Source organism: Pseudarthrobacter enclensis, assembly GCF_030811655.1.
GTDB lineage: Bacteria > Actinomycetota > Actinomycetes > Actinomycetales > Micrococcaceae > Arthrobacter > Arthrobacter enclensis_A.
In genome coordinates this window covers 109,362-134,773 of the sequence record NZ_JAUSRE010000005.1, presented here as the reverse complement: position 1 = coordinate 134,773, position 25,412 = coordinate 109,362, and the positions used below count along the sequence as shown (strand labels likewise).

Annotated in this window: 22 protein-coding genes; 17 read left to right on the top strand and 5 right to left on the bottom strand. The window is 65.1% G+C overall.

Annotation, left to right across the window (positions count from 1 at the left end; genetic code table 11):
• Positions 1-6: 6 nt before the first annotated feature.
• The 17 genes from J2X98_RS06645 (at position 7) to J2X98_RS06565 (ending at position 19,365) form a co-directional block, all read left to right on the top strand.
• A complete protein-coding gene (locus J2X98_RS06645; protein WP_307305796.1) occupies positions 7-786 on the top strand; it encodes a trans-aconitate 2-methyltransferase in 780 nt (259 codons plus the stop codon).
• Positions 787-921: 135 nt separating this feature from the next.
• The gene (locus tag J2X98_RS06640) at positions 922-2,664 is read left to right on the top strand and encodes an ABC transporter ATP-binding protein (RefSeq protein WP_307305794.1); all 1,743 of its coding nucleotides are present in this window, start codon (positions 922-924) and stop codon (positions 2,662-2,664) included.
• A complete protein-coding gene (locus J2X98_RS06635) occupies positions 2,661-4,472 on the top strand; it encodes an ABC transporter ATP-binding protein (RefSeq protein WP_307305791.1) in 1,812 nt (603 codons plus the stop codon). Before J2X98_RS06640 ends, J2X98_RS06635 begins: the two co-directional genes overlap by 4 nt.
• On the top strand, positions 4,469-4,849 hold the full coding sequence (locus J2X98_RS06630) for a GntR family transcriptional regulator (protein WP_141941197.1): 381 nt from the start codon (positions 4,469-4,471) through the stop codon (positions 4,847-4,849). The genes J2X98_RS06635 and J2X98_RS06630 overlap by 4 nt, the downstream gene beginning before the upstream one ends.
• Positions 4,850-4,896: 47 nt before the next feature.
• The gene (gene uvrA, locus J2X98_RS06625) at positions 4,897-7,821 is read left to right on the top strand and encodes an excinuclease ABC subunit UvrA (RefSeq protein WP_307305786.1); all 2,925 of its coding nucleotides are present in this window, start codon (positions 4,897-4,899) and stop codon (positions 7,819-7,821) included.
• An 82-nt stretch (positions 7,822-7,903) separates the two neighbouring features.
• Positions 7,904-8,620, top strand: coding sequence for an HAD hydrolase-like protein (locus J2X98_RS06620; RefSeq protein ID WP_141941200.1), 717 nt, complete (start codon positions 7,904-7,906; stop codon positions 8,618-8,620).
• The gene (locus tag J2X98_RS06615) at positions 8,607-9,275 is read left to right on the top strand and encodes a lysophospholipid acyltransferase family protein (protein WP_307305780.1); all 669 of its coding nucleotides are present in this window, start codon (positions 8,607-8,609) and stop codon (positions 9,273-9,275) included. Before J2X98_RS06620 ends, J2X98_RS06615 begins: the two co-directional genes overlap by 14 nt.
• A 68-nt stretch (positions 9,276-9,343) precedes the next feature.
• Entirely contained in the window at positions 9,344-11,338 is a 1,995-nt protein-coding gene (gene uvrC, locus J2X98_RS06610; RefSeq protein WP_307305776.1) for an excinuclease ABC subunit UvrC, read from the top strand.
• 67 nt (positions 11,339-11,405) lie between these two features.
• On the top strand, positions 11,406-12,329 hold the full coding sequence (rapZ, locus tag J2X98_RS06605; RefSeq protein ID WP_141941206.1) for an RNase adapter RapZ: 924 nt from the start codon (positions 11,406-11,408) through the stop codon (positions 12,327-12,329).
• On the top strand, positions 12,329-13,348 hold the full coding sequence (locus J2X98_RS06600; protein ID WP_141941208.1) for a gluconeogenesis factor YvcK family protein: 1,020 nt from the start codon (positions 12,329-12,331) through the stop codon (positions 13,346-13,348). The genes rapZ and J2X98_RS06600 overlap by 1 nt, the downstream gene beginning before the upstream one ends.
• Before the next feature lie 9 nt (positions 13,349-13,357).
• Positions 13,358-14,338 (top strand): DNA-binding protein WhiA, encoded by a 981-nt coding sequence (whiA, locus tag J2X98_RS06595; RefSeq protein ID WP_043454785.1) that lies wholly within the window; start codon positions 13,358-13,360, stop codon positions 14,336-14,338.
• A 101-nt stretch (positions 14,339-14,439) separates the two neighbouring features.
• On the top strand, positions 14,440-15,066 hold the full coding sequence (locus J2X98_RS06590; protein WP_307305772.1) for a superoxide dismutase: 627 nt from the start codon (positions 14,440-14,442) through the stop codon (positions 15,064-15,066).
• 259 nt (positions 15,067-15,325) lie between these two features.
• Positions 15,326-16,336, top strand: a complete 1,011-nt coding sequence (gene gap / locus J2X98_RS06585; protein WP_141941212.1) for a type I glyceraldehyde-3-phosphate dehydrogenase — start codon at positions 15,326-15,328, stop codon at positions 16,334-16,336.
• Between the two features lie 10 nt (positions 16,337-16,346).
• Positions 16,347-17,573, top strand: coding sequence for a phosphoglycerate kinase (locus tag J2X98_RS06580; protein ID WP_307305768.1), 1,227 nt, complete (start codon positions 16,347-16,349; stop codon positions 17,571-17,573).
• Between the two features lie 135 nt (positions 17,574-17,708).
• On the top strand, positions 17,709-18,524 hold the full coding sequence (gene tpiA, locus J2X98_RS06575; protein ID WP_307305765.1) for a triose-phosphate isomerase: 816 nt from the start codon (positions 17,709-17,711) through the stop codon (positions 18,522-18,524).
• A gap of 48 nt (positions 18,525-18,572) precedes the next feature.
• The gene (gene secG, locus J2X98_RS06570) at positions 18,573-18,830 is read left to right on the top strand and encodes a preprotein translocase subunit SecG (protein WP_141941218.1); all 258 of its coding nucleotides are present in this window, start codon (positions 18,573-18,575) and stop codon (positions 18,828-18,830) included.
• A 139-nt stretch (positions 18,831-18,969) separates the two neighbouring features.
• Positions 18,970-19,365 carry an RNA polymerase-binding protein RbpA gene (locus J2X98_RS06565; RefSeq protein WP_141941220.1) on the top strand — a complete coding sequence of 132 codons (396 nt, stop codon included), beginning with the start codon at positions 18,970-18,972 and terminating at the stop codon, positions 19,363-19,365.
• Here the strand turns inward: J2X98_RS06565 and pgl are convergent.
• Genes pgl through tal form a run of 5 tightly spaced genes read right to left on the bottom strand, consistent with a single transcriptional unit; the run spans position 19,318 to position 25,390 of the window.
• Complete coding sequence (gene pgl / locus J2X98_RS06560; protein WP_307305758.1) at positions 19,318-20,136, bottom strand: 6-phosphogluconolactonase; 819 nt, start codon at positions 20,134-20,136, stop codon at positions 19,318-19,320. The genes J2X98_RS06565 and pgl overlap by 48 nt on opposite strands.
• Complete coding sequence (locus tag J2X98_RS06555) at positions 20,126-21,067, bottom strand: glucose-6-phosphate dehydrogenase assembly protein OpcA (RefSeq protein ID WP_141941225.1); 942 nt, start codon at positions 21,065-21,067, stop codon at positions 20,126-20,128. The genes pgl and J2X98_RS06555 overlap by 11 nt, the downstream gene beginning before the upstream one ends.
• Positions 21,064-22,623 (bottom strand): glucose-6-phosphate dehydrogenase, encoded by a 1,560-nt coding sequence (zwf, locus tag J2X98_RS06550; protein WP_141941227.1) that lies wholly within the window; start codon positions 22,621-22,623, stop codon positions 21,064-21,066. Before zwf ends, J2X98_RS06555 begins: the two co-directional genes overlap by 4 nt.
• Positions 22,624-22,637: 14 nt before the next feature.
• Positions 22,638-24,269: a glucose-6-phosphate isomerase gene (locus J2X98_RS06545; RefSeq protein ID WP_307305751.1), complete on the bottom strand. Its 1,632-nt coding sequence runs from the start codon at positions 24,267-24,269 to the stop codon at positions 22,638-22,640.
• Between the two features lie 5 nt (positions 24,270-24,274).
• Positions 24,275-25,390, bottom strand: a complete 1,116-nt coding sequence (tal, locus tag J2X98_RS06540) for a transaldolase (RefSeq protein WP_307305748.1) — start codon at positions 25,388-25,390, stop codon at positions 24,275-24,277.
• Between the last annotated feature and the right edge of the window lie 22 nt (positions 25,391-25,412).

Here is a 25,412-nt window from a genome sequence, read left to right as displayed (position 1 = left end):
AGATTCATGAAATGGGACCCCGAAAAATACGTCCAGTTTGGGGACTACCGGAACAGGCCGTTCTTCGATCTCACGGCCCGGATCCATGCGGAGGATCCCGTGCAGGTGGTGGATCTTGGCTGTGGCCCAGGAAACCTCACGGCAACCCTGGCGGAACGCTGGCCAGGTGCCCGGGTGGTTGGTGTGGATTCCTCCGCTGAGATGCTGGCAAAGGCCGCCCCGCTGGCGGCGGAAGTTCCCGGCCTGAGCTTTGAACAGGCGGACATCGCCGACTGGATGCCCTCCCCAAAGACGGATGTCGTGGTGAGCAACGCGGCCCTCCAGTGGGTCCCGGGCCACCAGGACATGATGCGGAGGTGGGTCGCAGCCCTCCGGCCGGGGGCATGGTTCGCCGTGCAGGTGCCCGGGAATTTCAACGCCCCCTCGCACGCCCTTATGCGCGAACTGGCGGCGTCGGACCGCTGGGCTTCGAAGCTGGCCGGCGTGCTGCGGGGCGGCGAGTCCGTGGGGGATCCTGCGGACTATTTGCGCATCCTGCTGGATGCCGGCTGCGCCGCGGATGCGTGGGAGACCAGCTACCAGCAGGTCCTGACGGGGACGGACGCGGTATTGGAATGGGTCCGGGGCACTGGACTCCGCCCGGTCCTGGCCGCCCTTGGGGAGGCTGACGCCAAGCGCTTCGAAACCGAGTATGCAGCCGCTTTGCGGGAAGCCTATCCCCAGGGAGTGCACGGCACCGTATTTCCTTTCCGCCGCATCTTTGCCGTGGGCCGCAAAGCGGACTGACGCCCTCCCCGATGCTTTTCCAGCCAGTCACACGATGTGACAGCAAAGAAAAGTGATCTGGCTTACAATGTCCTCTGGTGTAGGGGTCAAGCCGCTGGCCCCCTCTTCGGCCGAAGGCACGTACAGGGGGGTATTTTGCTGGTCGGACTCATAAAGCGGCAGCTCGCGGGCCAATACCCGCGAGTGTGGGCGATCGTCTTCCTGCAGTTGGTCCAGGCGGCGGCAAACCTGCTGCTGCCCACCGTCAACGCGGCCATCATTGATGACGGAATCGTTGCGGGGGAACCCGGTGTGATCTCGAGGCTCGGCGTGCTCATGGCAGTCATCGCAGCGGTGCAGGCCGCCGCGGCCATCGCGGCGGGCTACCTCGGCGCAGTTGTGGCCATGAGGACCGGGCACCGCCTGCGGGCTGAAGTCTTCACCAGGATCCAGTCCCTCTCGTCGCAGGACGTGGCCATGTTCGGAACCCAAAGCCTGACCACGCGCGCCACCAACGACGTCCAGCAGATCCAGGCGTTTGCGGTGCTCGTCTTCACCATGCTTTTTGCCGGCCCTGCCATGGGCATCGGCGGCGTCGTGCTCGCCGTTCACCAGGACCCGGCGCTGTCCGTAGTGGTGATCGCCATCGTGCCCATCCTCCTGTTGATCATGTACCTGATCGTCCGCCGGCTGATACCGCTTTACCGTGAAGGCCAGGACCTGCTGGACCGGTCCGGTGGCATCCTTCGTGAACAGATCATCGGCGTGGACGTCATTCGTGCCTTCGTCCGCCAGCGGCACGAAGTGCGCCGGTTTGCGGAGACGAACGCCGGCCTGACGGCCAACAACCTGCAATCCGCGCTGCTGGTGGCGGGGATGCTGCCGATGATCATGCTGGTGGTCAACATCAGTTCGGTTGCCGTCGTGTGGTTCGGTGGCCACCGCATCCAGGCAGGCCTGATGAACATCGGTGCCCTCACCGCTTTCATCGCCTACATCATGCAGATCCTGCTGGCAATCATGATGTCCATGTACGTCCTCATGACTGCGCCACGTGCTGCGGTATGCGCCGAACGCATCCAGGCCGTACTGGATACCGAGCCGTCAGTCCAGGCCGCAGCCGAGCCGGCGGAGTCCCGGCTGGACGCAACGCAGCCGGCACAAGTGACGTTCCAGGACGTTGGCTTTTCCTATCCCGGAGCGGAAGCCCCAGTGCTTGCGGGCATCAGCTTTACCGCGGCTCCCGGCACCACCACCGCAATCGTCGGATCCACGGGCAGCGGCAAGACCACCCTCCTGAACCTGATACCCCGCCTGCTTGATCCCACGGAAGGCTGCATCACCCTGGGCGGCCAGGACACCCGGAATCTGCCGCTGGATCAGCTCCGCGCCGCCATGGCGATTGTGCCGCAGCACTCACACCTGTTCACCGGCACCATAGCGGACAACCTGCGTATAGCCGCCCCGGAAGCTGCTGACGAGGAACTCTGGGCCGTCCTCAGGACGGCGCAGACCATGCGGTTCATGGGTGACCTCCCGCTGGGGCTCGCCACCCCCGTGGGCCAGGGAGGTGCGAGCCTGTCCGGCGGGCAGCGGCAGCGGCTGTGCATTGCCAGGGCGCTGCTGCGCAAAGCAGCACTCTACGTTTTTGACGACAGTTTCTCAGCCCTTGACTACGAAACGGAGACCCGGCTGCGGCATGCCCTGGACCCGCAGCTCGGGGACGCAACGGTGATCATGGTGGCGGAACGGATCTCAGCCGTGGAGGACGCGGACCTCATCCTGGTGCTCGACGACGGCCGCCTCGTTGCGCAGGGGACACACCAGGAGCTCCTCGAAACCTCAGAAACCTATCGGGAAATCGCCGAATCACAGCTGGCGCTGGACGGCGCGCAGTGACGGGCCAGGAGGAAGCCGGGGAAACGGCCCACCGCTTCTGGGCAACTGCCGGCAGGCTCCTCGGCCTCCTGCGCCCCTTCCGGCTGCAGATGCTGGGCGCCGTTGCGGCCACCTGCGCGTTCGCGGGACTAAACGTGGCCGCGCCGAAATACCTTGGAGACGCCACCGACGTGGTGGTGGAGGGCATCTTCCAGGGCAGCCTGGACCAGCGTCTGGGAATCCTGCTGGCAGCTGTGGCCACGATGTACCTCTTCGCCTCACTGTTTAACTGGCTACAGGGGGCGCTGACGGCACGCGCAGTGCAGGGACTCATGCACGGCCTCCGCGCCTCGGTCGAGGATAAGCTGCACCGACTCCCTTCCACCTACTTCCGGGAACGTTCCCGCGGGGACGTCCTGAGCCGGGCCACCAACGACATTGACAACATTGCCCAGGCCCTGAACCAGGTCCTGACCCAGCTGATTGTGTCCGCGTTGATGCTGTGCGGTTCCCTGGCCATGATGCTGTTTATTTCACCGCTGCTCGCGGCGATCGCCATTGCCACCGTGCCGGTTTCCACTTGGATCACCGTCCTGGTGGCCCGTCGGTCCCAGGAACACTTCGCCAGGCAATGGAAGGAAACCGGAGAGCTCAACGGACACGTTGAGGAGTTCATCAGCGGCCATGAAGTCATCAAGGCATTCGGCCACCAGGGGCAGGCAACCGCGGTGTTCAGCCGCAGCAACGGCCGGCTGGCGCGCGCAGCCGCCAAGGCCCAGTACTCCGCCGGTGTGGTCCAGCCGCTGATGGTGCTCATATCCAACCTGAACTACATCGCGGTTGCAGTGGTGGGCGCCCTGCAGGTAATCGCGGGAGCAATGACCATTGGCGGCGTTCAGGCCTTCATCCAGTTCAGCCGGCTGTTCACCCAGCCCGTGGGGCAAATCGGAGGGCTGCTCAATGTCATGCAGTCATGTGCAGCGTCCGCGGCCAGGGTCTTCGTGCTCCTGGACGCCGCCGAGGACCCCCAGGATCCCGGCGGTAAGGCTGGCGGCGTTCCGGCCGGCGGACGCATCGCTTTCCACGACGTCACCTTCGGGTACCCTGGGTCCGTCCCGGCGGTGCGCAACCTCACCTTTGCCGTGGAGCCCGGCCAGTCGGTAGCCATCGTGGGGCACACTGGAGCAGGCAAGAGCACCGTGGTGAACCTGCTGATGCGATTCCTGGAGCCCTCCTCCGGCCGGATCACCATGGGGGGAGTGGATATCGCCGGAATCCCCCGCGACCTGTTGCGCGCCCACTTTGGCGTGGTCCTGCAGGATTCCTGGCTCTTTGCCGGGACCATCCGGGAAAACATCGCGTATGGGCGGCCGGACGCTGGCGATGCTGCCATCGTGGCCGCCGCAGAAGCCACCCACGCGGACCGCTTCATCAGGTCCCTTCCGCACGGCTACGGCACGGAGCTGGATAACGGCGGGGAGCCACTCAGCCAAGGGCAGAGGCAACTCATCACCATCGCGAGGGCGCAACTGGCCGGCCGTTCCGTTCTGGTCCTGGACGAAGCAACAAGCTCCGTGGATTCCAGGACGGAGCTGCTTATCCGAAAGGCCATGCAGCGGCTCCGGGACGGCAGGACCAGTTTCATGATCGCCCACCGTTTGTCCACCGTCCGCAACGCTGATCTAATTCTCGTCATGGACCACGGACGCATCGTCGAGCAAGGTACCCACGGAAACCTTCTCGCCGCCAACAGCTACTACGCCAGGCTCTACAACGCGCAGTTCGCCGAACGCGATGGGAAAGCGGGCGTCCTGGAGGGTGGGCTGTGAGGACTGTCCGGGAGTTCCCCGGACAGTGGCGGCCCAACCAGGCCAGCAGCGTGGCCCTTTTCGAGCAGCTGAGGCTCCAGGTCATCCACCTCGTGGACAGCGGCGAACTGGCCCCGGGTACCCGTCTGCCTGCGGTGCGGGCCCTGGCCGAAACCCTTGACGTCGCTCCGCATACCGTGGCGAGGGCGTACAAGGAGCTGGAGGCCGCCGGTGTCGTTGCCACGCACGGGCGGAACGGTACCGTTGTCTGCGCGCTCGACGACAGGCTGGGAGGCCTTGCCGCTGCAGCTGCCGCGTATGCCGTCGCGGCCAAATCCCAGGGAGCAAGCTTCGCCGAAGCGGTCAAGCTGCTGGCTGCCGCCTACGATGTTCCCTGAGGGCGGAACCGTCCATGTTCGAAAAAGTTTTCGATTAGCATTATGGGGTGCCTAAAGCCTTAGCTGAAGAAACCTCTGCCCCCTCCGCTTCCCTGATGGTCCCCTCCTCTGCCGCCGTCGAGCGTCCGGACCTCTCCCGCCTTGTGGTGAAGGGCGCGCGTGAGCACAACCTGCGCAATGTGGACCTTGACTTGCCGCGCGATGCCATGATCGTCTTCACCGGCCTCTCCGGGTCCGGGAAGTCTTCACTGGCATTCGACACCATCTTCGCCGAAGGGCAGCGGCGCTATGTTGAATCGCTGTCCGCCTACGCACGCCAGTTCCTGGGCCAGGTGGACAAGCCGGATGTGGACTTCATCGAGGGACTGTCCCCGGCGGTCTCCATCGACCAGAAATCCACCAGCAAGAACCCGCGGTCCACGGTGGGCACCATCACCGAGATCTACGACTACATGCGCCTCCTGTGGGCGCGCGTGGGCAGGCCGCACTGCCCTGTCTGTGGCGAGCCGGTCTCCAAGCAGACGCCTCAGCAGATCGTGGACCAGCTCCTGGAACTCGACGAAGGCACCCGGTTCCAGGTCCTGGCGCCGGTGGTGCGCGGACGCAAGGGCGAGTTCGTGGACCTCTTCAAGGAACTCAGTGCCAAGGGCTACTCGCGGGCGCGTGTGGACGGCAACCTGGTCCAGTTGAGCGATCCGCCAAAGCTGGGCAAGCAGTTCAAGCACACCATTGAAGTTGTGGTGGACCGCCTGGTGGTCAAGGAAGGCATCAGCCAGCGGCTCACCGACTCCATCGAGACCGCGCTGGGACTGGCGGAGGGCCGGGTGCTGGCGGAATTCGTGGACGTTGACGCAGACGCCCCGGAACGGATCCGTGCGTTCTCGGAAAACCTCGCATGTCCCAACGAACACCCCCTGGCCATTGATGAGATCGAGCCCCGCTCCTTCTCGTTCAACAACCCCTTCGGCGCCTGTGCCGCCTGCAGCGGGATCGGTACCCGGCTCGAAGTGGATGAGGAACTCATCGTTCCCAACCCCGAACTCTCCCTGTCAGAGGGCGCCATCGCCCCCTGGTCACTCGGCACCGCCACCACGGAATACTGGAACCGGCTCCTGGAGGGCCTGGCCAAGGAAGTGGGCTTCTCCATGACCACGCCGTGGGAGAAGCTGGGCAAGGACGTCCGCCAGACCATCCTGCACGGCAAGGACCACAAGGTGGTGGTGCAGTACCGCAACCGCTTCGGCCGCGAACGCAAATACAGCACCGGATTTGAAGGCGCCATCCAGCATGTCCACCGCAAACACGGCGAGACCGATTCCGACTGGGCACGCGACCGCTACGAGGAATATATGCGGCAGGTTCCCTGCCCCGCCTGCAACGGTGCCCGCCTCAATCCGGCGTCCCTGTCCGTCCTGATCAACGGAAAGTCCATCGCGGAGGTTGCAGCCCTGCCCATGCGGGAATGCGCCGATTTCCTCAACAACCTGGTCTTGACCGGGCGTGAAGCACAGATCGCGCACCAGGTCCTCAAGGAGATCCAGGCACGCCTGACCTTCCTCCTGGACGTGGGCCTGGAATACCTCAACCTCGAGCGGCCCTCCGCCACCCTTTCCGGTGGCGAAGCCCAGCGCATCCGGCTTGCCACCCAGATCGGATCCGGCCTGGTGGGCGTACTCTACGTCCTTGATGAGCCGTCCATCGGGCTGCACCAGCGCGACAACCGCCGGCTGATCGAAACGCTGACCCGGCTGCGGGACATGGGGAACACGCTCATCGTGGTGGAACACGACGAGGACACCATCCACGTGGCCGACTGGATTGTTGATATCGGGCCGGGAGCCGGCGAGCACGGCGGCCAGGTGGTGCATTCGGGCACGTACAAGGAGCTGCTGGAAAACACCGCGTCGCTGACGGGCGACTACCTTTCGGGCCGCAAGGTCATCGAGGTCCCCAAGAAACGCCGCAAGTACGACAAAAAGCGCGAGATCAAAGTGGTGGGCGCCCGGGAGAACAACCTCCTGAACGTGGATGCGGCCTTCCCGCTGGGGCTCTTCACCGCGGTGACCGGCGTCAGCGGCTCCGGCAAGTCAACACTGGTCAACGAGATCCTCTACAAGGTGCTCGCGAACAAGCTCAACGGGGCCAAGCAGGTGGCCGGAAGGCACAAGACAGTCCAGGGCCTGGAGCACCTGGACAAGGTTGTCCACGTTGACCAGAGCCCCATCGGCCGCACCCCGCGCTCCAACCCGGCAACCTACACCGGTGTCTTCGACAACATCCGCAAGCTCTTCGCAGAGACCACCGAGGCGAAGGTACGTGGCTACCTTCCCGGCCGGTTCTCCTTCAACGTCAAGGGCGGCCGCTGCGAGGCATGTTCCGGCGACGGCACCCTGAAGATCGAAATGAACTTCCTGCCGGACGTGTATGTCCCCTGCGAGGTGTGCCACGGGGCCCGCTACAACCGGGAAACCCTGGAGGTGCATTACAAGGGCAAGACCATCGCCGATGTCCTCAACATGCCCATCGAAGAGGGTGCCGAATTCTTCGCTGCGTTCTCGCCCATCGCACGCCACCTGAACACCCTGGTGGACGTGGGCCTGGGCTACGTCCGGCTGGGGCAGCCCGCCACCACCCTGTCCGGCGGTGAGGCGCAGCGGGTCAAGCTGGCGGCAGAGCTGCAGAAGCGGTCAAACGGCCGCAGCATCTACGTCCTGGACGAGCCCACCACGGGTCTGCACTTCGAAGACATCCGGAAGCTCCTCATGGTCCTGCAGGGGCTGGTGGACAAGGGCAACACCGTAATCACCATCGAGCACAACCTCGATGTCATCAAGAGTGCGGACTGGCTGGTGGACCTTGGACCCGACGGTGGTTCGGGCGGCGGCCAGGTCGTCGCCGCAGGAACGCCGGAACAGGTGGCCAAGTCGGCCACGAGCCACACCGGGAAGTTCCTCGCCGAAATCCTGGGCTGACCTGCAACGGAATCCCGCCGGAAATATTCCCCAGGAGGAATGCGAGTTTCGGGCACTGCTGCTGTCGTGAGAAACTAACCCGGTGACTTCAACAACAGTGCCCGTGATCTTTGACCTGGACGGCACTCTTGTCGACCCGGCCGGTGGAATAACTGAGGGGATTGCCTCGGCCCTTCGCGGGCTGGGGCTCCCGGTTCCAGGCCAGGACCTGCTCGATGCGATGATCGGCCCCAAGTTGAGCGACTCCCTCCTTAACATCGCAAAAGTGCCGGCAGACCGCCTCGAAGAAGTAGTCCACCGGTACCGGGAGCACTACGTCGCCACGGGTATCGCCCAGAGCCGACTGTACCCCGGCATCCGCGACATCCTTGAGTCCTTTGCGGAGGGCGGACGCCCCGTGGCCGTGGCTACCCAAAAGCCGCAGAGGCTGGCGCATAAAGTACTGGCCCACCATGGCATCGACGGTTTCTTCCACGGCATCCATGGCTCCGCCGACGACGAGGCGGCGGTGGACGGGGTCCCGCTGGGCAAGACGGAGATCATCGCCGCCGCCCTGCGGGACCTGGACACCCAACACGCCATCATGGTGGGAGACCGTGCGCAGGACGTCTCCGGAGCCATTGCCAACGGCCTGGACTGCATCGGCGTTATGTGGGGCTTCGCTCCCGACGGTGAACTGGAGGACGCAGGGTCTGTGGCTGTGGTCAGGGACGGCGGGGAACTGGTGGCAGTCATCGAGCGGTTGCAGGCAATCCACACCGCGGCAATGAGCGGGGTGAGCAACGATGGAAATGTTTGATGCCGTCCGCTGGACCACCCGGAACCTGATTGCCGGCACCTGCCGGCCCACCGTCGTCGGACTTGAAAACGTGCCCTCCGACGGCCCGTTCATTGTGGCGCCCAACCATCTGTCCTTCTTCGACAGCGTGATCGTCCAGGCCTTGATGCCCCGGCCGGTCGCCTTCTTTGCCAAGGCTGAGTATTTCACCACCGGCGGCGTCAAGGGCAAGGTCATGAAGGCCTTCTTCGAGTCAGTGGGTTCCATTCCGGTAGAGCGCGGGGAACAGGCTGCCAGTGTCCAGGCGCTCAAGACCCTGCTGGACATCCTGGAAGCTGGCCGCGGCATTGGCATCTACCCCGAAGGCACCCGCTCCCGTGACGGCATCCTCTACCGGGGACGCACCGGCGTCGGCTGGCTGGCCCTCACCACCGGTGCGCCCGTGATTCCCGTGGGCCTGATCGGGACCGAGAAGCTCCAGCGCGCAGGTGAAAAAGGGGTCAGGCCGCAGCATTTCACCATGAAAGTGGGCGAGCCGCTCTACTTCGACAAGACAGGGCCGGACCACTCGCTGCCTGCCCGCCGCGAAGTAACGGACCGGATCATGAACGCTATCGCCGAACTCAGCGGCCAGGAGCGGTCCGCCAGCTACAACCAGAGCAAGTCCGCGGGGTAGCCCGGGCCGGCAGTCATGCCGGGTCCGGCGCTGCAGGGAAGACCGGCGGAACTCAGTAGACTTGATAGGTGGCAAATCCAGCAAGTTACCGGCCAAAAACCGGTGAAATCCCCACCAACCCGGGCGTCTACCGGTTCCGCGACCCGCATGGCCGGGTCATCTACGTTGGCAAAGCGAAAAGCCTCCGCTCCCGGCTGAACTCCTATTTCGCCAACCCTGCCGGGCTGCTGCCCAAAACCTACGCCATGGTCCACGCGGCCAGCAGTGTGGAATGGACCGTGGTGGGCAGCGAACTGGAGTCGCTCCAGCTGGAGTACACCTGGATCAAGGAATTCAAGCCCCGCTTCAACGTGGTGTTCCGGGATGACAAGACCTATCCCTACCTTGCGGTGACCATGAGCGATAAGTTCCCGCGGGTGCAGGTGATGCGGGGGGACAAACGCAAGGGAACACGCTACTTCGGCCCCTACACGGCCGGCGCCATCCGGGAAACCATGGACACGCTGCTGCGCGTTTTCCCCGTCCGGAGCTGCAGCCCCGGCGTCTTCAAGCGGGCTGAGGCCAGCGGCCGGCCCTGCCTCCTGGGCTACATCGACAAGTGCTCCGCGCCGTGCGTGGGCCGGATTTCGCCAGAGGATCACCGCGCACTGGCAGAGGATTTCTGCGCCTTCATGGGCGGTGAGGCCAAGAGGTTCATCAACAAGCTGGAAAAGCAGATGGCTGACGCCGTGGCGAAGCTCGACTACGAGCACGCGGCCCGGCTCCGTGACGACATCACGGCGCTGCGCAAGGTCTTCGAGCGGAACGCCGTGGTGCTGTCCGAGGATACGGATGCGGACGTCTTCGCCCTCCATGAGGATGAACTGGAAGCTGCCGTCCAGGTGTTCCACGTCCGCGGCGGCAGGATCCGCGGCCAGCGCGGCTGGGTGGTGGAAAAGGTGGAGGACTTCACCACGCCGGACCTGGTGGAGCATCTGCTGCAGCAGGTCTACGGCGAGGACGGCGACACCCACGGCAGGCTGCCGCGCGAAGTGCTGGTGCCCGTGACACCCAGCAACGCCGAGGACCTTGCCAAGTGGCTGGGCGGGATTCGGGGCGCAAAAGTGGACATCCGCGTACCCCAGCGCGGGGACAAGGCAGCGCTGATGTCCACGGTCCGCGAAAATGCCGAGCATGCGCTGAAGCTCCATAAAACACGGCGCGCCGGGGACATCACCGTCAGGTCCCAGGCCCTCCAGGAACTGCAGGAAGCCTTGGACCTGCCCGTCCCCCTGTTGAGGATCGAATGCTTTGACGTGTCCCATGTGCAGGGCACCAACGTGGTGGCGTCCATGGTGGTGGTGGAGGACGGGCTGCCGAAGAAGTCCGACTACCGCAAGTTCTCCATCACCGGTCCCGCAGCAGCCGATGATACCGCCGCCATGCACGACGTCCTGACCCGCCGGTTCCGCCACTACCTCGACGACAAATCGGCGCAGGTGGACGAGGCCGTCCTGGAAGCCACCGACCAAGAGGCGGCGGAAGCGGCGCTGGACACCACCACGCCCGCGCCGAAGGCAAGGTTCGCCTACCCGCCCAACCTGGTGGTTGTTGACGGCGGCCAGCCCCAGGTGAACGCCGCGGCGCGCGCCCTCGCAGACCTGGGAATCGACGACGTGTACGTGGTGGGGCTCGCCAAGCGGCTGGAGGAGGTGTGGCTTCCGGACAGCGACTTCCCGGTTGTCCTGCCCCGCACTTCGCAGGGGTTGTATTTGCTACAGCGCATCCGTGACGAGGCCCACCGCTTCGCCATCACCTTCCACCGGCAAAAGCGGGGTAAGGCCATGACGGTTTCGGCGCTGGACGCCGTTCCCGGCCTGGGTGCTTCCAAGCGGAAGGCCCTGCTGGCACACTTTGGCTCCGTCAAGGGCGTCAAGGCGGCCTCCGTGGAAGAGTTGGCCCAGGCGAAAGGTATTGGCCCCGCACTCGCCGGCGCCATCGTGAGCCATTTTGCGGCTGATGGGCCCGAGGCTGTGGCCGCGCCGGCGATCAACATGACCACCGGCGAAATCATCGAATCTTAGCTAGGGTAAAAGACGGGCGCCGCCACAGCGGCCGCCCGGGGAACAACAAGGAAACGGGGCAGGCTTCATGGCAGACACGACGGCGGAATCCGGAGCGGGGCACGACGGGCTGGAGCCCGTTAAGCCGCTCGAAGCGGAGCTGCTGGTAGTCACCGGAATGTCCGGCGCCGGACGGAGCACCGCGGCAGACGCCCTGGAGGACCATGGCTGGTACGTGGTGGAGAATCTTCCGCCGCAGATGCTGGGCACGCTCGCCGAGCTCGTCTCCCACGCCCCACAGTCCATCCCCAGGCTGGCCGTGGTGATTGACGTCCGCAGCAAAGGCCTCTTTGCCGACATCCGCTCTGCGCTTGGCGCACTCGCCGCCAGCGGAGTGACCTTCCGGGTCCTCTTCCTGGACGCCAGCGACAACGTCCTGGTGCGGCGGTTCGAACAGGGGCGCCGTCCACACCCGCTTCAGGGCGGCGGACGGATACTCGACGGTATCGCGGCCGAACGCGAGCTGTTGCAGGAACTGCGCGACAGCTCCGACGTCGTCCTGGACACCACCAACTACAACGTCCACGGCCTGGCCACTGCCATTACGGAACTCTTCAGCGAAACCGGCCCCGTGGCCCTTCGGCTCAATGTCATGAGCTTCGGCTTCAAGTATGGCCTGCCGGTGGACGCCAACTTCGTGGCCGACGCCCGCTTCATCCCCAATCCGCACTGGGTTCCCCAGCTGCGCCCGCAGACCGGACTGGACAAGGACGTTAGCGACTACGTCCTCGAAGCCGAAGGCGTCAAGAACTTCGTGGACCGCTACGTCCTGGCCCTGGAGCCCGTGCTGGAGGGCTACCGCCGGGAGAACAAGCACTACGCCACCATTGCGGTGGGCTGCACCGGGGGCAAGCACCGCTCCGTGGCCGTGGCAGTGGAACTCTCCAAGAAGCTCGCGCAGTATCCGCGGGTCACGGTGACCACCGCGCACCGGGATCTGGGCCGCGAATAATGGCCCTGTTCACCGGAGCCCTGCCCCTGGTGCCGCCCCCCGCCGGTAAGGGCTCGGGCCAGCAGGACAAGGGCCCCAACGTTGTGGCGTTGGGCGGCGGCCACGGACTGGCCGCTTCTTTGTCGGCACTGCGGCTGCTCACCTCCGAGCTGACTGCAGTTGTCACCGTGGCGGACGACGGCGGATCTTCCGGGCGTCTGCGCGAAGAGTACGGTGTCCTCCCGCCGGGAGACCTCCGCATGGCCCTGTCAGCGCTTTGTGACGACACCGACTGGGGACGTACCTGGCGCGATGTCATGCAGCACCGCTTCCGTCGTGGTAAGGGTTCCGGCGGCTCGTTGGACGAACACGCCATGGGCAATCTTTTGATCGTCACATTGTGGGAGCTGCTCGGCGACGCGGTGGCGGGGCTCAAATGGGCCGGGGCCCTCCTCGGCGCCCGCGGGCAGGTGCTGCCCATGTCCACGGTCCCGCTCACCATCGAAGGCGACATCCGGGTGACCGCCCCGGACGGCGGGACTGCCCTGCAGACCATCCACGGCCAGGCCCGCTGCGCGGTGGCGGGTTCGCTGGAGGAAGTCCGGCTCCTGCCCAAATCCGCACCCGCCTGCACAGAGGCCTTGACCGCCATTGAGCTGGCCGACTGGGTGGTCCTTGGCCCGGGATCCTGGTACACGTCGGTCCTGCCGCACCTGCTGCTGCCCGAGATGCGGCAGGCCCTCTGCGCCACCCCCGCCAAACGCTGCCTCACCATGAATCTGGCCATGGATACCAAGGAAACAACCGGCATGACGGCGGCGGACCACCTGCATGTGCTTCGACGCTACGCACCGGAGTTCAGCGTCGACGTGGTCCTGGCAGATCCCGCCTCAGTGCCGGACCGGCAGGAGTTCGAGAAGGCCGCCGGCATGATCGGCGCGGAGGTGGTCTTGGGTAAAGTAGGGGCGTCGGGACGCCGCCCCGTCCATGAGCCGCTCCGGCTGGCCACGGCGTACCAGGACATTTTTGGGAACAGTTAGGAAGGTGCCATGGCACTGACAGCATCGGTCAAGGAAGAACTGTCCCGTCTGGACATTAAGAAGTCATCAGTGCGCAAGGCTGAGGTCTCCGCAATGCTCCGGTTCGCCGGGGGACTGCACATCATCTCCGGCCGGATCGTCATCGAGGCGGAAGTGGACCTGGCGTCCACTGCCCGCAGGCTCCGCGCAGCCATCGCCGAGGTGTACGGACACCAAAGCGAGATCATCGTGGTGTCTGCCGGCGGACTCCGGCGCGCCAGCCGCTACGTGGTCCGCGTGGTCCGCGACGGCGAGGCGCTGGCCCGGCAGACCGGCCTCCTGGACGGACGCGGGCGCCCCGTGCGTGGCCTGCCGTCTGCCGTCGTGAATGGATCAGCCGCGGACGCCGAAGCCGTATGGCGCGGCGCATTCCTGGCCCACGGCTCGCTCACCGAACCCGGCCGGTCGTCGTCGCTCGAAGTCACGTGCCCCGGCCCCGAATCCGCCCTGGCCCTGGTGGGTGCCGCCCGCCGGCTGGACATCCAGGCCAAGGCCCGTGAAGTCAGGGGAGTGGACCGGGTGGTCATCCGCGACGGGGACACCATCGCCGCGCTCCTGACCCGCATGGGGGCGCATGATGCGCTGATGGTGTGGGAGGAACGCCGGATGCGCAAGGAGGTCAGGGCGACCGCCAACCGTCTGGCCAACTTCGATGATGCCAACCTGCGCCGCTCCGCGCAGGCAGCGGTGGCCGCCGGCGCGCGTGTGGAACGGGCCCTGGAGATCCTGGGCGACGACGTGCCCGACCACCTGAAGTACGCCGGTGAACTGCGGGTGGCGCACAAGCAGGCAAGCCTTGACGAGCTGGGCCGCCTGGCTGATCCGGTGATGACCAAGGATGCGATCGCGGGCAGGATCCGCCGCTTGCTGGCCATGGCGGACAAGCGCGCGCTTGACCTGGGCATTCCCGGAACGGACGCCAATGTGACGCCTGAAATGCTGGACGAGTAAGCGCCCCATAGAATCAGAAAGAATTCCGGGCACCAGCTGCCCGGATGCACAATCCGAGAGTTACCAACCGGACCTTCGGGTCCACGATATTGGAGGATTTTGTGACCGAGTACGTTTTGCCGGAACTCAGCTACGACTACGCCGCCCTCGAACCGCACATCTCCGCGCGGATCATGGAACTGCACCACAGCAAGCACCACGCAGCCTACGTTGCAGGCGCAAACAACGCCCTGGCCCAGCTGGCCGAGGCACGTGAAAAGGGCGACTTCGCCAACATCAACCGGCTCTCGAAGGACCTCGCGTTCCACACCGGCGGCCACGTGAACCACTCCGTGTTCTGGAAGAACCTCTCCCCGGACGGCGGCGACAAGCCCGAAGGTGAGCTGGCTGCCGCGATCGACGACGCCTTCGGCTCCTTCGATGCCTTCCGTGCCCAGTTCTCCGCTGCAGCCCTTGGCCTGCAGGGCTCCGGCTGGGGTTTCCTGGCCTACGAGCCCATCGGCGGAAACCTGGTCATCGAGCAGCTCTACGATCAGCAGGGCAACACCGCCCTGGGCACCATCCCGCTGCTGATGCTGGACATGTGGGAGCACGCCTTCTACCTGGACTACGTCAACGTGAAGGCCGACTACGTCAAGGCTTTCTGGAACATCGTCAACTGGGCAGACGTCGCCCAGCGCTTCGAGGCAGCCCGCACCAACGCCACGGGCCTCATCACCCTCCCGTAGTGACGAGCGTTATACCCCGCTGTAACAAACTTCACATTCCGACTTAAACCAGCCGGGATGTGGACGGTCCGCCCCCGCACTTGCGGGGGCGGACCCACTTAAACGTAAGATAAGTCACGGAAGGCGGTTAGCCTTCAGCAATGAGGCTGGTCGCCCTCCGTGTTAATCATCTCTGCCCAATGGCGTGCGGGATCTGTTAGTTGGCTTGAACGCCCGCTCAACTAGTAGTGCTTCTCTAAGCACCAAGGAGACTGTAAAAGTGACGACCCGTATTGGTATCAACGGCTTCGGCCGCATTGGCCGCAACTACTTCCGCGCAGCGCTTGCCCAAGGCGCGGACCTTGAGATCGTTGCAGTCAACGACCTCACCAGCCCCGAAGCCCTGGCACACCTGTTCAAGTACGACTCCGTCGGCGGGCGCCTGAAGGAAACCATCGAGGTCAAGGACGGCAACATCGTCGTCAACGGCAACGTGGTCAAGGTCCTGGCCGAACGCGACCCCGCCAACCTCCCCTGGGGCGAACTGGGCGTGGACATCGTCATTGAATCCACCGGTTTCTTCACCAAGGCAGCCGATGCGCAGAAGCACATTGCAGCCGGCGCCAAGAAGGTCCTGATCTCCGCTCCGGCTTCCGACGAAGACATCACCATCGTGATGGGTGTCAACCACAACCTCTACGACAACGCGAAGCACAACATCATTTCCAACGCCTCCTGCACCACCAACTGCCTCGGCCCGCTGGCCAAGGTGGTCAACGACGAATTCGGCATTGAGCGTGGTCTCATGACCACCGTGCACGCCTACACCGCCGACCAGAACCTCCAGGACGGCCCGCACAAGGACCTGCGCCGTGCCCGCGCTGCAGCCATCAACATGGTTCCCACCTCCACCGGCGCCGCCAAGGCAATCGGCCTGGTCCTGCCGGAGCTCAAGGGCAAGCTGGATGGCTACGCCATCCGCGTCCCCGTGCCCACCGGCTCCGCCACCGACCTCACCGTCACGGTTTCCCGGGAGACCACGGTGGAGGAAGTCAACGCAGCGCTCAAGCGTGCCTCGGAGTCTGACGAACTGCAGGGCTTCCTGACCTACACCGAAGAGCCCATCGTGTCCTCGGACATCGTCGGCGACCCCGCTTCCTCGATCTTTGACGCCGGCCTGACCAAGGTCATCGGCAACCAGGTCAAGGTTGTTTCCTGGTATGACAACGAATGGGGCTACTCCAACCGCCTCGTTGACCTTACGGAGCTTGTGGCATCCAAGCTGGGCTAGGGTTAGAGACATGACATTTCACACCCTCAACGAACTGATCGCTGAAGGTGTCCGCGGGCGGTACATTCTGGTTCGAAGTGACCTGAATGTGCCGCTCGACGGCTCTACAGTCACTGACGACGGCCGCATTAAGGCCTCGCTCCCAGTGCTGGCAAAGCTCAAGGACGCCGGTGCCCGCGTGCTGGTAACAGCCCACCTCGGACGCCCCAAGGGCGCCCCGGAGGAGAAGTACTCATTGCGGCCCGCAGTGGACCGCCTCGCCGAGCTGGCGGGCTTCAAGGTCACCCTGGCCGCCGATACCGTCGGCGACGCCGCCAAGGCTGCCGCTGCATCCCTGCAGGACGGTGAAGCACTCGTTCTGGAGAACGTCCGCTTCGACGCCCGGGAGACCAGCAAGGACGACGCCGAACGCGGCGCCTTCGCGGACGAGCTGGTGGCACTCACCGGCAGCAACGGCGCTTACGTGGATGACGCCTTCGGCGCCGTCCACCGCAAGCATGCCAGCGTCTATGACGTCGCTACCCGGCTGCCGTCGTACCAGGGCGACCTGGTGCACACCGAGGTTGAGGTCCTTCGGAAGCTCACCACCGACACCCAGCGCCCTTACGTGGTGGTGCTCGGCGGCTCCAAGGTCTCGGACAAGCTTGCCGTCATCAACAACCTGATCGGCAAAGCGGACACCATCCTGGTGGGCGGCGGCATGCTCTTCACCTTCCTGGCAGCCCAGGGACACAAGGTCGCCTCCAGCCTCCTTGAAGAGGACCAGATCCCGGTCGTCCAGGAATACCTGAAGCGGGCCGCGGACGCCGGCACGGAATTCGTGGTTCCCACAGACGTAGTGGTGGCGGAGAAGTTCGCCGCCGACGCCGCCCACGAGACCGTCGCCGCGGACGCCATTGAAGGCAGCAGCTTTGGTGCCCAGGGCATCGGCCTGGATATTGGACCGGAAACCGCCGCCGCCTTCGCTGAACGCATCAAGGGCGCACGTACCGTCTTCTGGAACGGCCCCATGGGTGTCTTCGAATTCGAGGCTTTCTCGGCAGGTACCCGTGCCATTGCCGAGGCCCTGACCGGGACGGAAGGCTTCACCGTGGTGGGCGGCGGCGATTCGGCTGCCGCTGTACGCACCCTGGGGTTCGCCGACGACCAGTTCGGCCACATTTCCACAGGTGGCGGCGCCAGCCTGGAATACCTCGAAGGCAAGGAACTCCCCGGCCTGAGCGTCCTGGACCGTTAGAAGCACGCCGGTGTACAGCACACCGGCTAAACACAGCTGCTGTCCCGCAGTCAGCGGAGCATGCAGTCCTCCGGCCGGCAGGTTGCCCGCGGCAGCCTGCCGGCCGAACACATATCAAGAACTCTTGGAGATTACGTGACTACCTCAACGAACGGCGCTTTCGACCGCACGCCCTTCATCGCGGGCAACTGGAAAATGAACATGGACCATGTGCAGGGCATTACGCTCCTGCAGAAGCTGGCCTGGACCCTTTCCGACGCGAAGCACGACTACAGCCGCGTTGAGGTTGCCGCCTTCCCGCCGTTCACCGACCTCCGGGGGGTCCAGACCCTGGTCCAGGGCGACGACCTTCACATCGCGTATGGTGGCCAGGACCTGTCCCAGTTCGATTCCGGCGCGTACACCGGTGACATCTCAGGCCAGTTCCTGAACAAGCTCGGATGCAAGTACGTCCTGGTGGGCCACAGCGAACGCCGTACCATCCACAACGAATCCGACGAGGTCCTTAACGCCAAGGTCAAGGCAGCGTTCAGGCACGGCGTGGTACCCGTCCTCTGCGTAGGGGAGGGCCTGGAAATCCGTCAGGCGGGCACCCACGTTGACCACACGCTCCAGCAGCTCCGGGCAGGGGTGGCCGGGCTCACCAATGAGCAGGCTGCGGAACTGGTAGTGGCGTACGAACCCGTCTGGGCCATCGGCACGGGCGAGGTGGCAGGCCCGGAGGACGCACAGGAAATGTGCGCCGCCATCCGCTCAGAGCTGGAAACCCTGTTCGGTGCCGACGTGGCAGCCAAGACCCGGTTGCTGTATGGCGGCTCGGTCAAGGGCAACAACGCTGGTGCCATCCTGCGGGAACGTGACGTGGACGGCGTCCTGGTGGGCGGCGCCAGCCTTGACCCGGCTGAGTTTGCTAATATTGTCAGGTTCGAGAGCCACCTGGTCGCGGACTAGTCCGGAGCCAGCGCACACTCCCGCAATCCCAACTTCTGAAAGGCCGTCGTGGACGTTCTTCATGTCATTCTGCAGATCCTCCTGGGCATCACCAGCCTCCTGCTGACGCTGCTCATCCTCCTGCACAAGGGACGCGGCGGCGGCTTGTCGGATATGTTCGGCGGCGGAATGAGCTCAGGTCTCAGCTCTTCCGGTGTGGCAGAACGCAACCTCAACCGCTTCACCATCATTCTTGGGGTCACCTGGGGTGTCGTGATCATCGCGCTCGGCCTGATCATGCGCTTCAGCGGTGTGGGGGACTCCTGACCGTCTCTAACTGCGGGACACAAGGACCTTTCGGCCCTCCCGGCCCCCAGGCCTGAAAACTAGACTGTGGCTGTCGATTCACCGGCAGCCACAGTCTTATTTTGTTTAACGGTCCAGGCAGGCGAGGCAGGAGTTTCCCATGGTCCACCCAGCATCTGGTTTTCGGGGTACCCGCGCGGGCGTAATCGCAGGCTCTGGATCAACCCTGCAGGGTAATGATTCCCCGTCCCGGCCCCTGCCGCGCATCCGGGTGTCCTACTGGTGCTCGAAGGGGCATGAAACCCAACCCGTGTTCCTGAAGATGCCCGAGGACCAGATTCCCCGAACGTGGGACTGCCGGCGGTGCGGCGGACCTGCTACCCGGGACGGCCAGGCAGCTGCGCCCGAGGACTTGTTCGACGACGGCTCCAAGAGCCATCTGGAATACGTTAAAGAACGGCGCTCCGGCCAGGACGCCGAAGCCGTCCTGGCCGGAGCGCTGGAAAAACTACGCGCCCGCGGCGTCCTTCCGGACCAGCTGCTGCGGGACACGTGAGGCCGCGTTCTCGTCGATCAGCCACAGGGTCCGTGACGTTCCCCGGGGTCCCGAGGCAGGCACCTGCACTGGGTTTGCCCCGGCAAGCGCCAGTCCCACCGCTCCCGCTTTGTCCTCGCCGGCTACCACCATCCACACTTCAGCTGCCGTGTTGATGGCGGGCAGCGTCAGGGATATCCGCAGCGGCGGCGGCTTGGGGGAATTCCGGACACCCACCACCGTACGCTCCTTTTCGCGGATCCCAGCCTGCTCCGGGAACAGGGACGCTATGTGTGCGTCGGGACCCACGCCCAGCAGCACCACATCCAGCCGGGGAAGTGCGGCGGGCCCCTCAGGCCGGTCGTCGGACATGTCGGCTGCGTGTTCCGCTGCCGCTGCGTCACGCAGCCTGCGTGCGTAGTCGTCCGCTGCTTCTTCAGGGCTCCCGAAAGCATCCGAAGAACCGGGTGAGTGTACCCGGTCTGGGTCCACGGGAATGTGGGACAGCAAAGCGTCGAACGCCTGCTTGGTGTTCCGTTCAGGGTCGGCAGAGGCAACAAAACGCTCGTCACCCCACCAGAAGTTGACCTTGGACCAGTCGACGGCAGGTGACGCCGGAGAATCGGCAACAGCCTTCAGCGTGCCTATTCCCACGGTTCCCCCGGTGAGCACCACGGTCGCTTCGCCGTACTTGTCCTGGACATCAACGAGCTTGGTGATCAGGCGTGCCGCGATGGCGGCCATGAGGACGGACGAATCAGGATGGATGCTTACACGTGGGTCAACGCTCACTGGGTCGGACGCTCCTTAGATTGGTACGTGGCAGTCCAATAGTAATCACTTCACCGAACACTTCGTCCGGGTCCAGCCGGCGAAGCTCTTCGGCGAGGCAGTCCCGGAGGCTGCGGCGCGGGAGGGAGATCCGCTGGGCCGGCTGGCCGGGCTGGGTAAGTTCGGCCACGGAGAGACCCGGCCGGAACAGCTGGACGTCGCCGCCCGGGCGGGTCAGCCGAACCCGGCGGATGCCGGTTCCGGCAGGGTCCGCCACGATGGTGACGGGCGCATCCAGGGTCAGGGTGAGCCAAGCCGCGAGCAGGATGGTGGAGGGTGAATCCGAGGCACCTTCGACGGCGACAGCCGTCACGGGCGACGAATCCACTTCGTCCAGTGCTGCCGCGAGCTGGATGCGCCAGTTGGTCAGGCGGGTCCAGGCGAGGTCGGTGTCGCCTGCTTTGTAGGTGCGGTGGATGCGTTCGAGCGCGGCCTGGGGGTCGGGTTCGTTGGCGGAGTCCGTGATCCGGCGGTGCGCAATCGCGCCGATGGAGGTTTCGCAGGCGTTCTCGGGAGCACCGTGCGGCCACCAGGCCACGATCGGGGCGTCCGGGAGCAGCAGTGCGGCGACCAGGGACTCGGATTCGTGCGCGAGTTGGCCGTAGCCGCGCAGCACGATCACCTCCGAGGCACCTGCGTCCCCTCCCACACGGATCTGGGCGTCCAACCGGTCTTCGGCGTCCTTCCCGGCGTCCGCGAGCACGATGATGCGGCAGGGGTGTTCCCGGCTGGCGTCGTTCGCGGCCTCGATAGCTTCCTCTTCGAGCCCGGACTTGGTAACCACCACGAGCGTGAGGACGCGGCCCAGGGCGATCACACCGCCCTGCTCGCGCAGGGACATGAGCTTCTTGGACACCTTGGAGGTGGTGGTGTCCGGCAGGTTTACGATCATGGCCTTCTCCAGGTTCGTCCGTCGCGGGCCAGCAGTTCATCAGCGCTGGCCGGGCCCCAGGAACCGGGGGCGTAGGGTTCGGGCTGTTCGTTCAGGGAGGCCCAGTATTCCTCGAACGGGTCAAGGATCTTCCAGGACAGCTCCACTTCCTCATGCCGCGGGAACAGCGGCGGCTCACCCAGCAGGACATCCAGGATCAGCCGCTCATATGCTTCCGGGCTCGATTCGGTGAAGGAGTGCCCGTAGCCGAAGTCCATGGTCACGTCGCGGACTTCCATTTGGGTGCCGGGAACCTTGGACCCGAACCGGATGGTCACGCCTTCGTCCGGCTGGACGCGGATCACCACGGCGTTCTGCCCGAAGTCATCCTCGCCATGATCGGTGAAGAGCAGGTTTGGGGCGCGCTTGAACACCACGGCGATCTCGGTGACGCGGCGGCCCAGGCGCTTGCCGGCCCGCAGGTAGAACGGCACCCCGGACCAGCGGCGGGTATGGATGTCCACCCGGATCGCCGCGTAGGTTTCCGTGGTCGAATCGGCCGGGATGCCTTCTTCCTCCAGGTAGCCCTGGACTTGCTCCCCGCCCTGCCAGCCGCCGGTGAACTGGCCGCGCGCCGAGTGCGTGGACAGATCCTCCGGGAGCTTGACCGCAGCCAGCACCTTTTCCTTTTCGGCGCGCAGGTCATCGGCGTTGAAGGAGATGGGTTCTTCCATCGCCGTCAGCGCCAGCAGCTGCAGGAGGTGGTTCTGGATGACGTCGCGGGCCGCGCCGACGCCGTCGTAATACCCGGCCCGTCCGCCGGTGCCGATATCCTCGGCCATGGTGATCTGGACATGGTCCACGTAGTTGGCATTCCACAGCGGCTCGAACAACTGGTTCGCGAACCGCAGCGCCAGGATGTTCTGGACCGTCTCCTTGCCCAAGTAATGGTCGATCCGGAACACAGCATCCGGCGGGAACACCGACTCGACAATGTCGTTCAGCTGACGGGCCGAGTCGAGGTCGTGACCGAACGGCTTCTCGATCACCACGCGGCGCCATTTGTCCCCGTCGGCCTGTGCCAGGCCGTGCTTGGACAGCTGCCGGCAGACCTGCTCAAAGGCCTTGGGCGGGATCGACAGGTAGAACGCGTGGTTTCCGCGGGTGCCGCGGACGTCGTCGAGTTCCTTGATGGTCTCACCGAGGCGCTCGAATGCGGCGTCGTCGTCGAACTCGCCCTGGACAAACCGGATGCCCTCGGACAGCTGGTTCCACACCGCCTCATCAAACGGTGTCCGGGCGTGGGCCTGGACCGACGCCTTCACCTCGGCAGCAAAGTCCTCCTTGTCCCACTCGCGGCGGGCGAACCCCACCAACGCGAAACTCGGTGGCAACAGCCCGCGGTTGGCCAGGTCATACACCGCAGGCATGAGCTTCTTCCGGGCGAGGTCACCCGTTACGCCAAACAACACAAGCGATGATGGACCGGCGATCCGGTTCAAACGGCGGTCACGAGGATCACGCAGCGGATTACGCCCGCGGCCCGCGCTCTTCCGGCCGTATTCAGTTTCTGGCATGGTGCTTCTGTGCCTTAGCTTTCGGTTGCGGATGCACGGGTGGACAGGGCAGCGACAATGTCCTGCAACTGGGCCACGCCCGCGGCTCGGTCTGTGAGGTGGAGGCGCAGCACGGGACGTCCGTGTTCACCCAGGACCTGGGCGTCGCCGGCGGCCTGCGCGGCGATTAGCTCGCCGAAGGTGAAGGGCCGGTCCGGGATCGCCAGGTCCTCGGCTGCTGCGGCCGTCACCTGGAGGAACACGCCGATGGCAGGGCCACCCTTGTGGAACTGCCCCGTTGAGTGCAGGAAGCGCGGTCCCCAGCCGAAAGTGACAGGACGGCCGGTGGCGGCGGCAAGTTCGTCACGGATTCCCTCCAGCCCGGCGAAGGCCAGCCTGTCGAAGTAGGCCTGGACGCTGAGGTAGCTGTCCGCGGCGAGGGTGCCGAGCAGCGCCTTGACTGCGCCCTCTGCCGTAGCAGCGTCGCCGAGCCAGTCGCCGCCCCGGACCTCGATGGCACCGTCCACGAAAGCAGCGGGCGTGGGTTCCGGCTGGGCATCCAGCAGGCCACGGGCAGCCACCTTGGCGGCCTCGACGTCAGGCTGGTCGAAGGGGTTGATGCCCAGCAGGCGCCCGGCCACAGCCGTGGCAAACTCCCACACCATCATCTGGGTGGCGAGGCCCCCGGCGATCGCCACCTGGTTTTCACCGAGTTCGACGTCGGCATCCGCGGCAACCAGGCGCACCACCAGGACGTCGGGCGCACCCGAAGTCACCTCAGGTGCGTGCGGACCTGCCACGACCGGAAGGATACCGGTGCCCAGCTTGCCGGTGGATTCGGCAATGAGCTGTTCGGCCCAGTCCGCGAACCCAACGATGCCTGAACCGTCTTCTGCGATGACGATTTTATTCCGCAACGGGCTGGTTCCACCCAGGGCCGCGCCCAGGGCCAGTCCGATGTTTTCGGGTGCGTCATCGTTGAGGATCTCCGCGGCTTCCTCGGCTTCGTCGAGGAAAGCCTGGATGTCCACGCCGGCCAGGCCGGACGGGACCAGCCCGAACGCGGTCAGGGCGGAGTAGCGGCCGCCCACGTTGGGGTCGGCGTTGAAGACTGCGCGGTAACCAGCCTCCCTGGAGGCTTTGTCCAGCGGCGAGCCCGGATCCGTCACGATGATGATACGGCTCTTGGCATCCACACCGGCCTCCGTGAAGGCCTGCTCGAAGATGCGCCGCTGGGAGTCGGTCTCCAGGGTGGAACCGGACTTGGACGAGACCACGATGGCGGTCGCGGCCAAGCGGTCGGCGAGGGCAGCACGGACCTGGTCCGGGTCCGTGCTGTCCAGCACTGTCAGCTCGACGCCGGCGGTGCCCGCAATGACCTCGGGGGCCAGCGAGGAGCCGCCCATGCCGCAAAGGACGATCCTGCTGACGCCTTCGGCGCGCAGGGCATCCCGGAGTTCCAGGATGTCCTTGACCAGGGGCTGTGAAACGGTGGCGGCCTCTACCCAGCCGAGGCGGATTGCCGACTCGGACTCGGCGTCCGGGCCCCACAGGGTGTGGTCCTTGGCGAAGATCCGGGTTGCGATCCTGTCCTCGATGAGGGCGGGAAGGTGCTGCTCAAGTGCCTGCCGGGCAGCGCCTGTGGCGTCGTAGCTGAGAGTGCTCATGGGTGTTAGGAAGCCTTCCGTGCAGAGGCGAGGGCGCCTTCGACGTCGGCCAGGAGTTCCTTCCAGCTGGCCACGAATTTGTCCAGGCCTTCGGTTTCAAGGAGCGCGACGACGTCGTTGTAGGAAACGCCAAGCTTTTCCAGGGCGTCGAGGGTTGCGTTCGCCTCATCATAGGTGCCCGTGACAGTGTCGCCGGTGACCACGCCGTGGTCGAAGGTGGCGTCCAGGGTTTTCTCCGGCATGGTGTTCACTACACCGGGTGCCACCAGTTCGGTGACGTAGAGGGTGTCCGGGTAGGACGGATCCTTCACGCCGGTGGAGGCCCAGAGGGGGCGCTGGGGGAGTGCCCCGGCGTCGGCCAGCAGGGCCCAGCGCTCGGTGGAGAAGAGCTCTTCGTACACCTGGTAAGCCAGGCGCGCGTTTGCCAGGCCGGCCTTGCCCTTGAGGGCCTTTGCTTCGTCCGTGCCGATCTTGTCCAGCCGCTTGTCGATTTCGGTGTCCACGCGGGAGACGAAGAAGGATGCGACGGAGTGGATCTTCGAGAGGTCGTGGCCGTTTTCCTTGGCCTGCTCCAGTCCGGACTGGAAGGCGTTAATGACCGCGCGGTAGCGCTCGAGGGAGAAGATCAGTGTCACGTTGACGCTGATGCCCTGGGCCAGGGTTGCGGTGATGGCCTCGAGGCCTTCGATGGTGGCCGGGATCTTGATGAGGACGTTGTCCTTGTTCACGCGCTGGTAGAGGTGCTTGGCCTCGGCGATGGTGCCTGCGGTGTCCCAGGCCAGGCGGGGATCGACCTCAATGGAAACACGGCCGTCCACGCCCCTGGTGGCGGCGGCCACGGGTGCGAAGAGGTCGCAGGCGTCGGCCACGTCAGTGGTGGTGATCTCGAAGATCGTGTCCTCCACGCTGGCGCCTTCTGCGGCCTTGCCGGCGATGATGTGGTCATAGTCCGTGCCGGACGTAATGGCGGCGTGGAAGATGGACGGGTTGGTGGTTACGCCAACCACGTTCTTCTCCTCGATGAGCTTGCGGAGGGTGCCCGTTTCCAGGCGTCCGCGGGAAAGGTCGTCGAGCCAGATGGAAACGCGGGCGTCGGAGAGCTGCTGGGTGGGAGTAGTCATTGTTGTATCTCCTGAAAGTTTA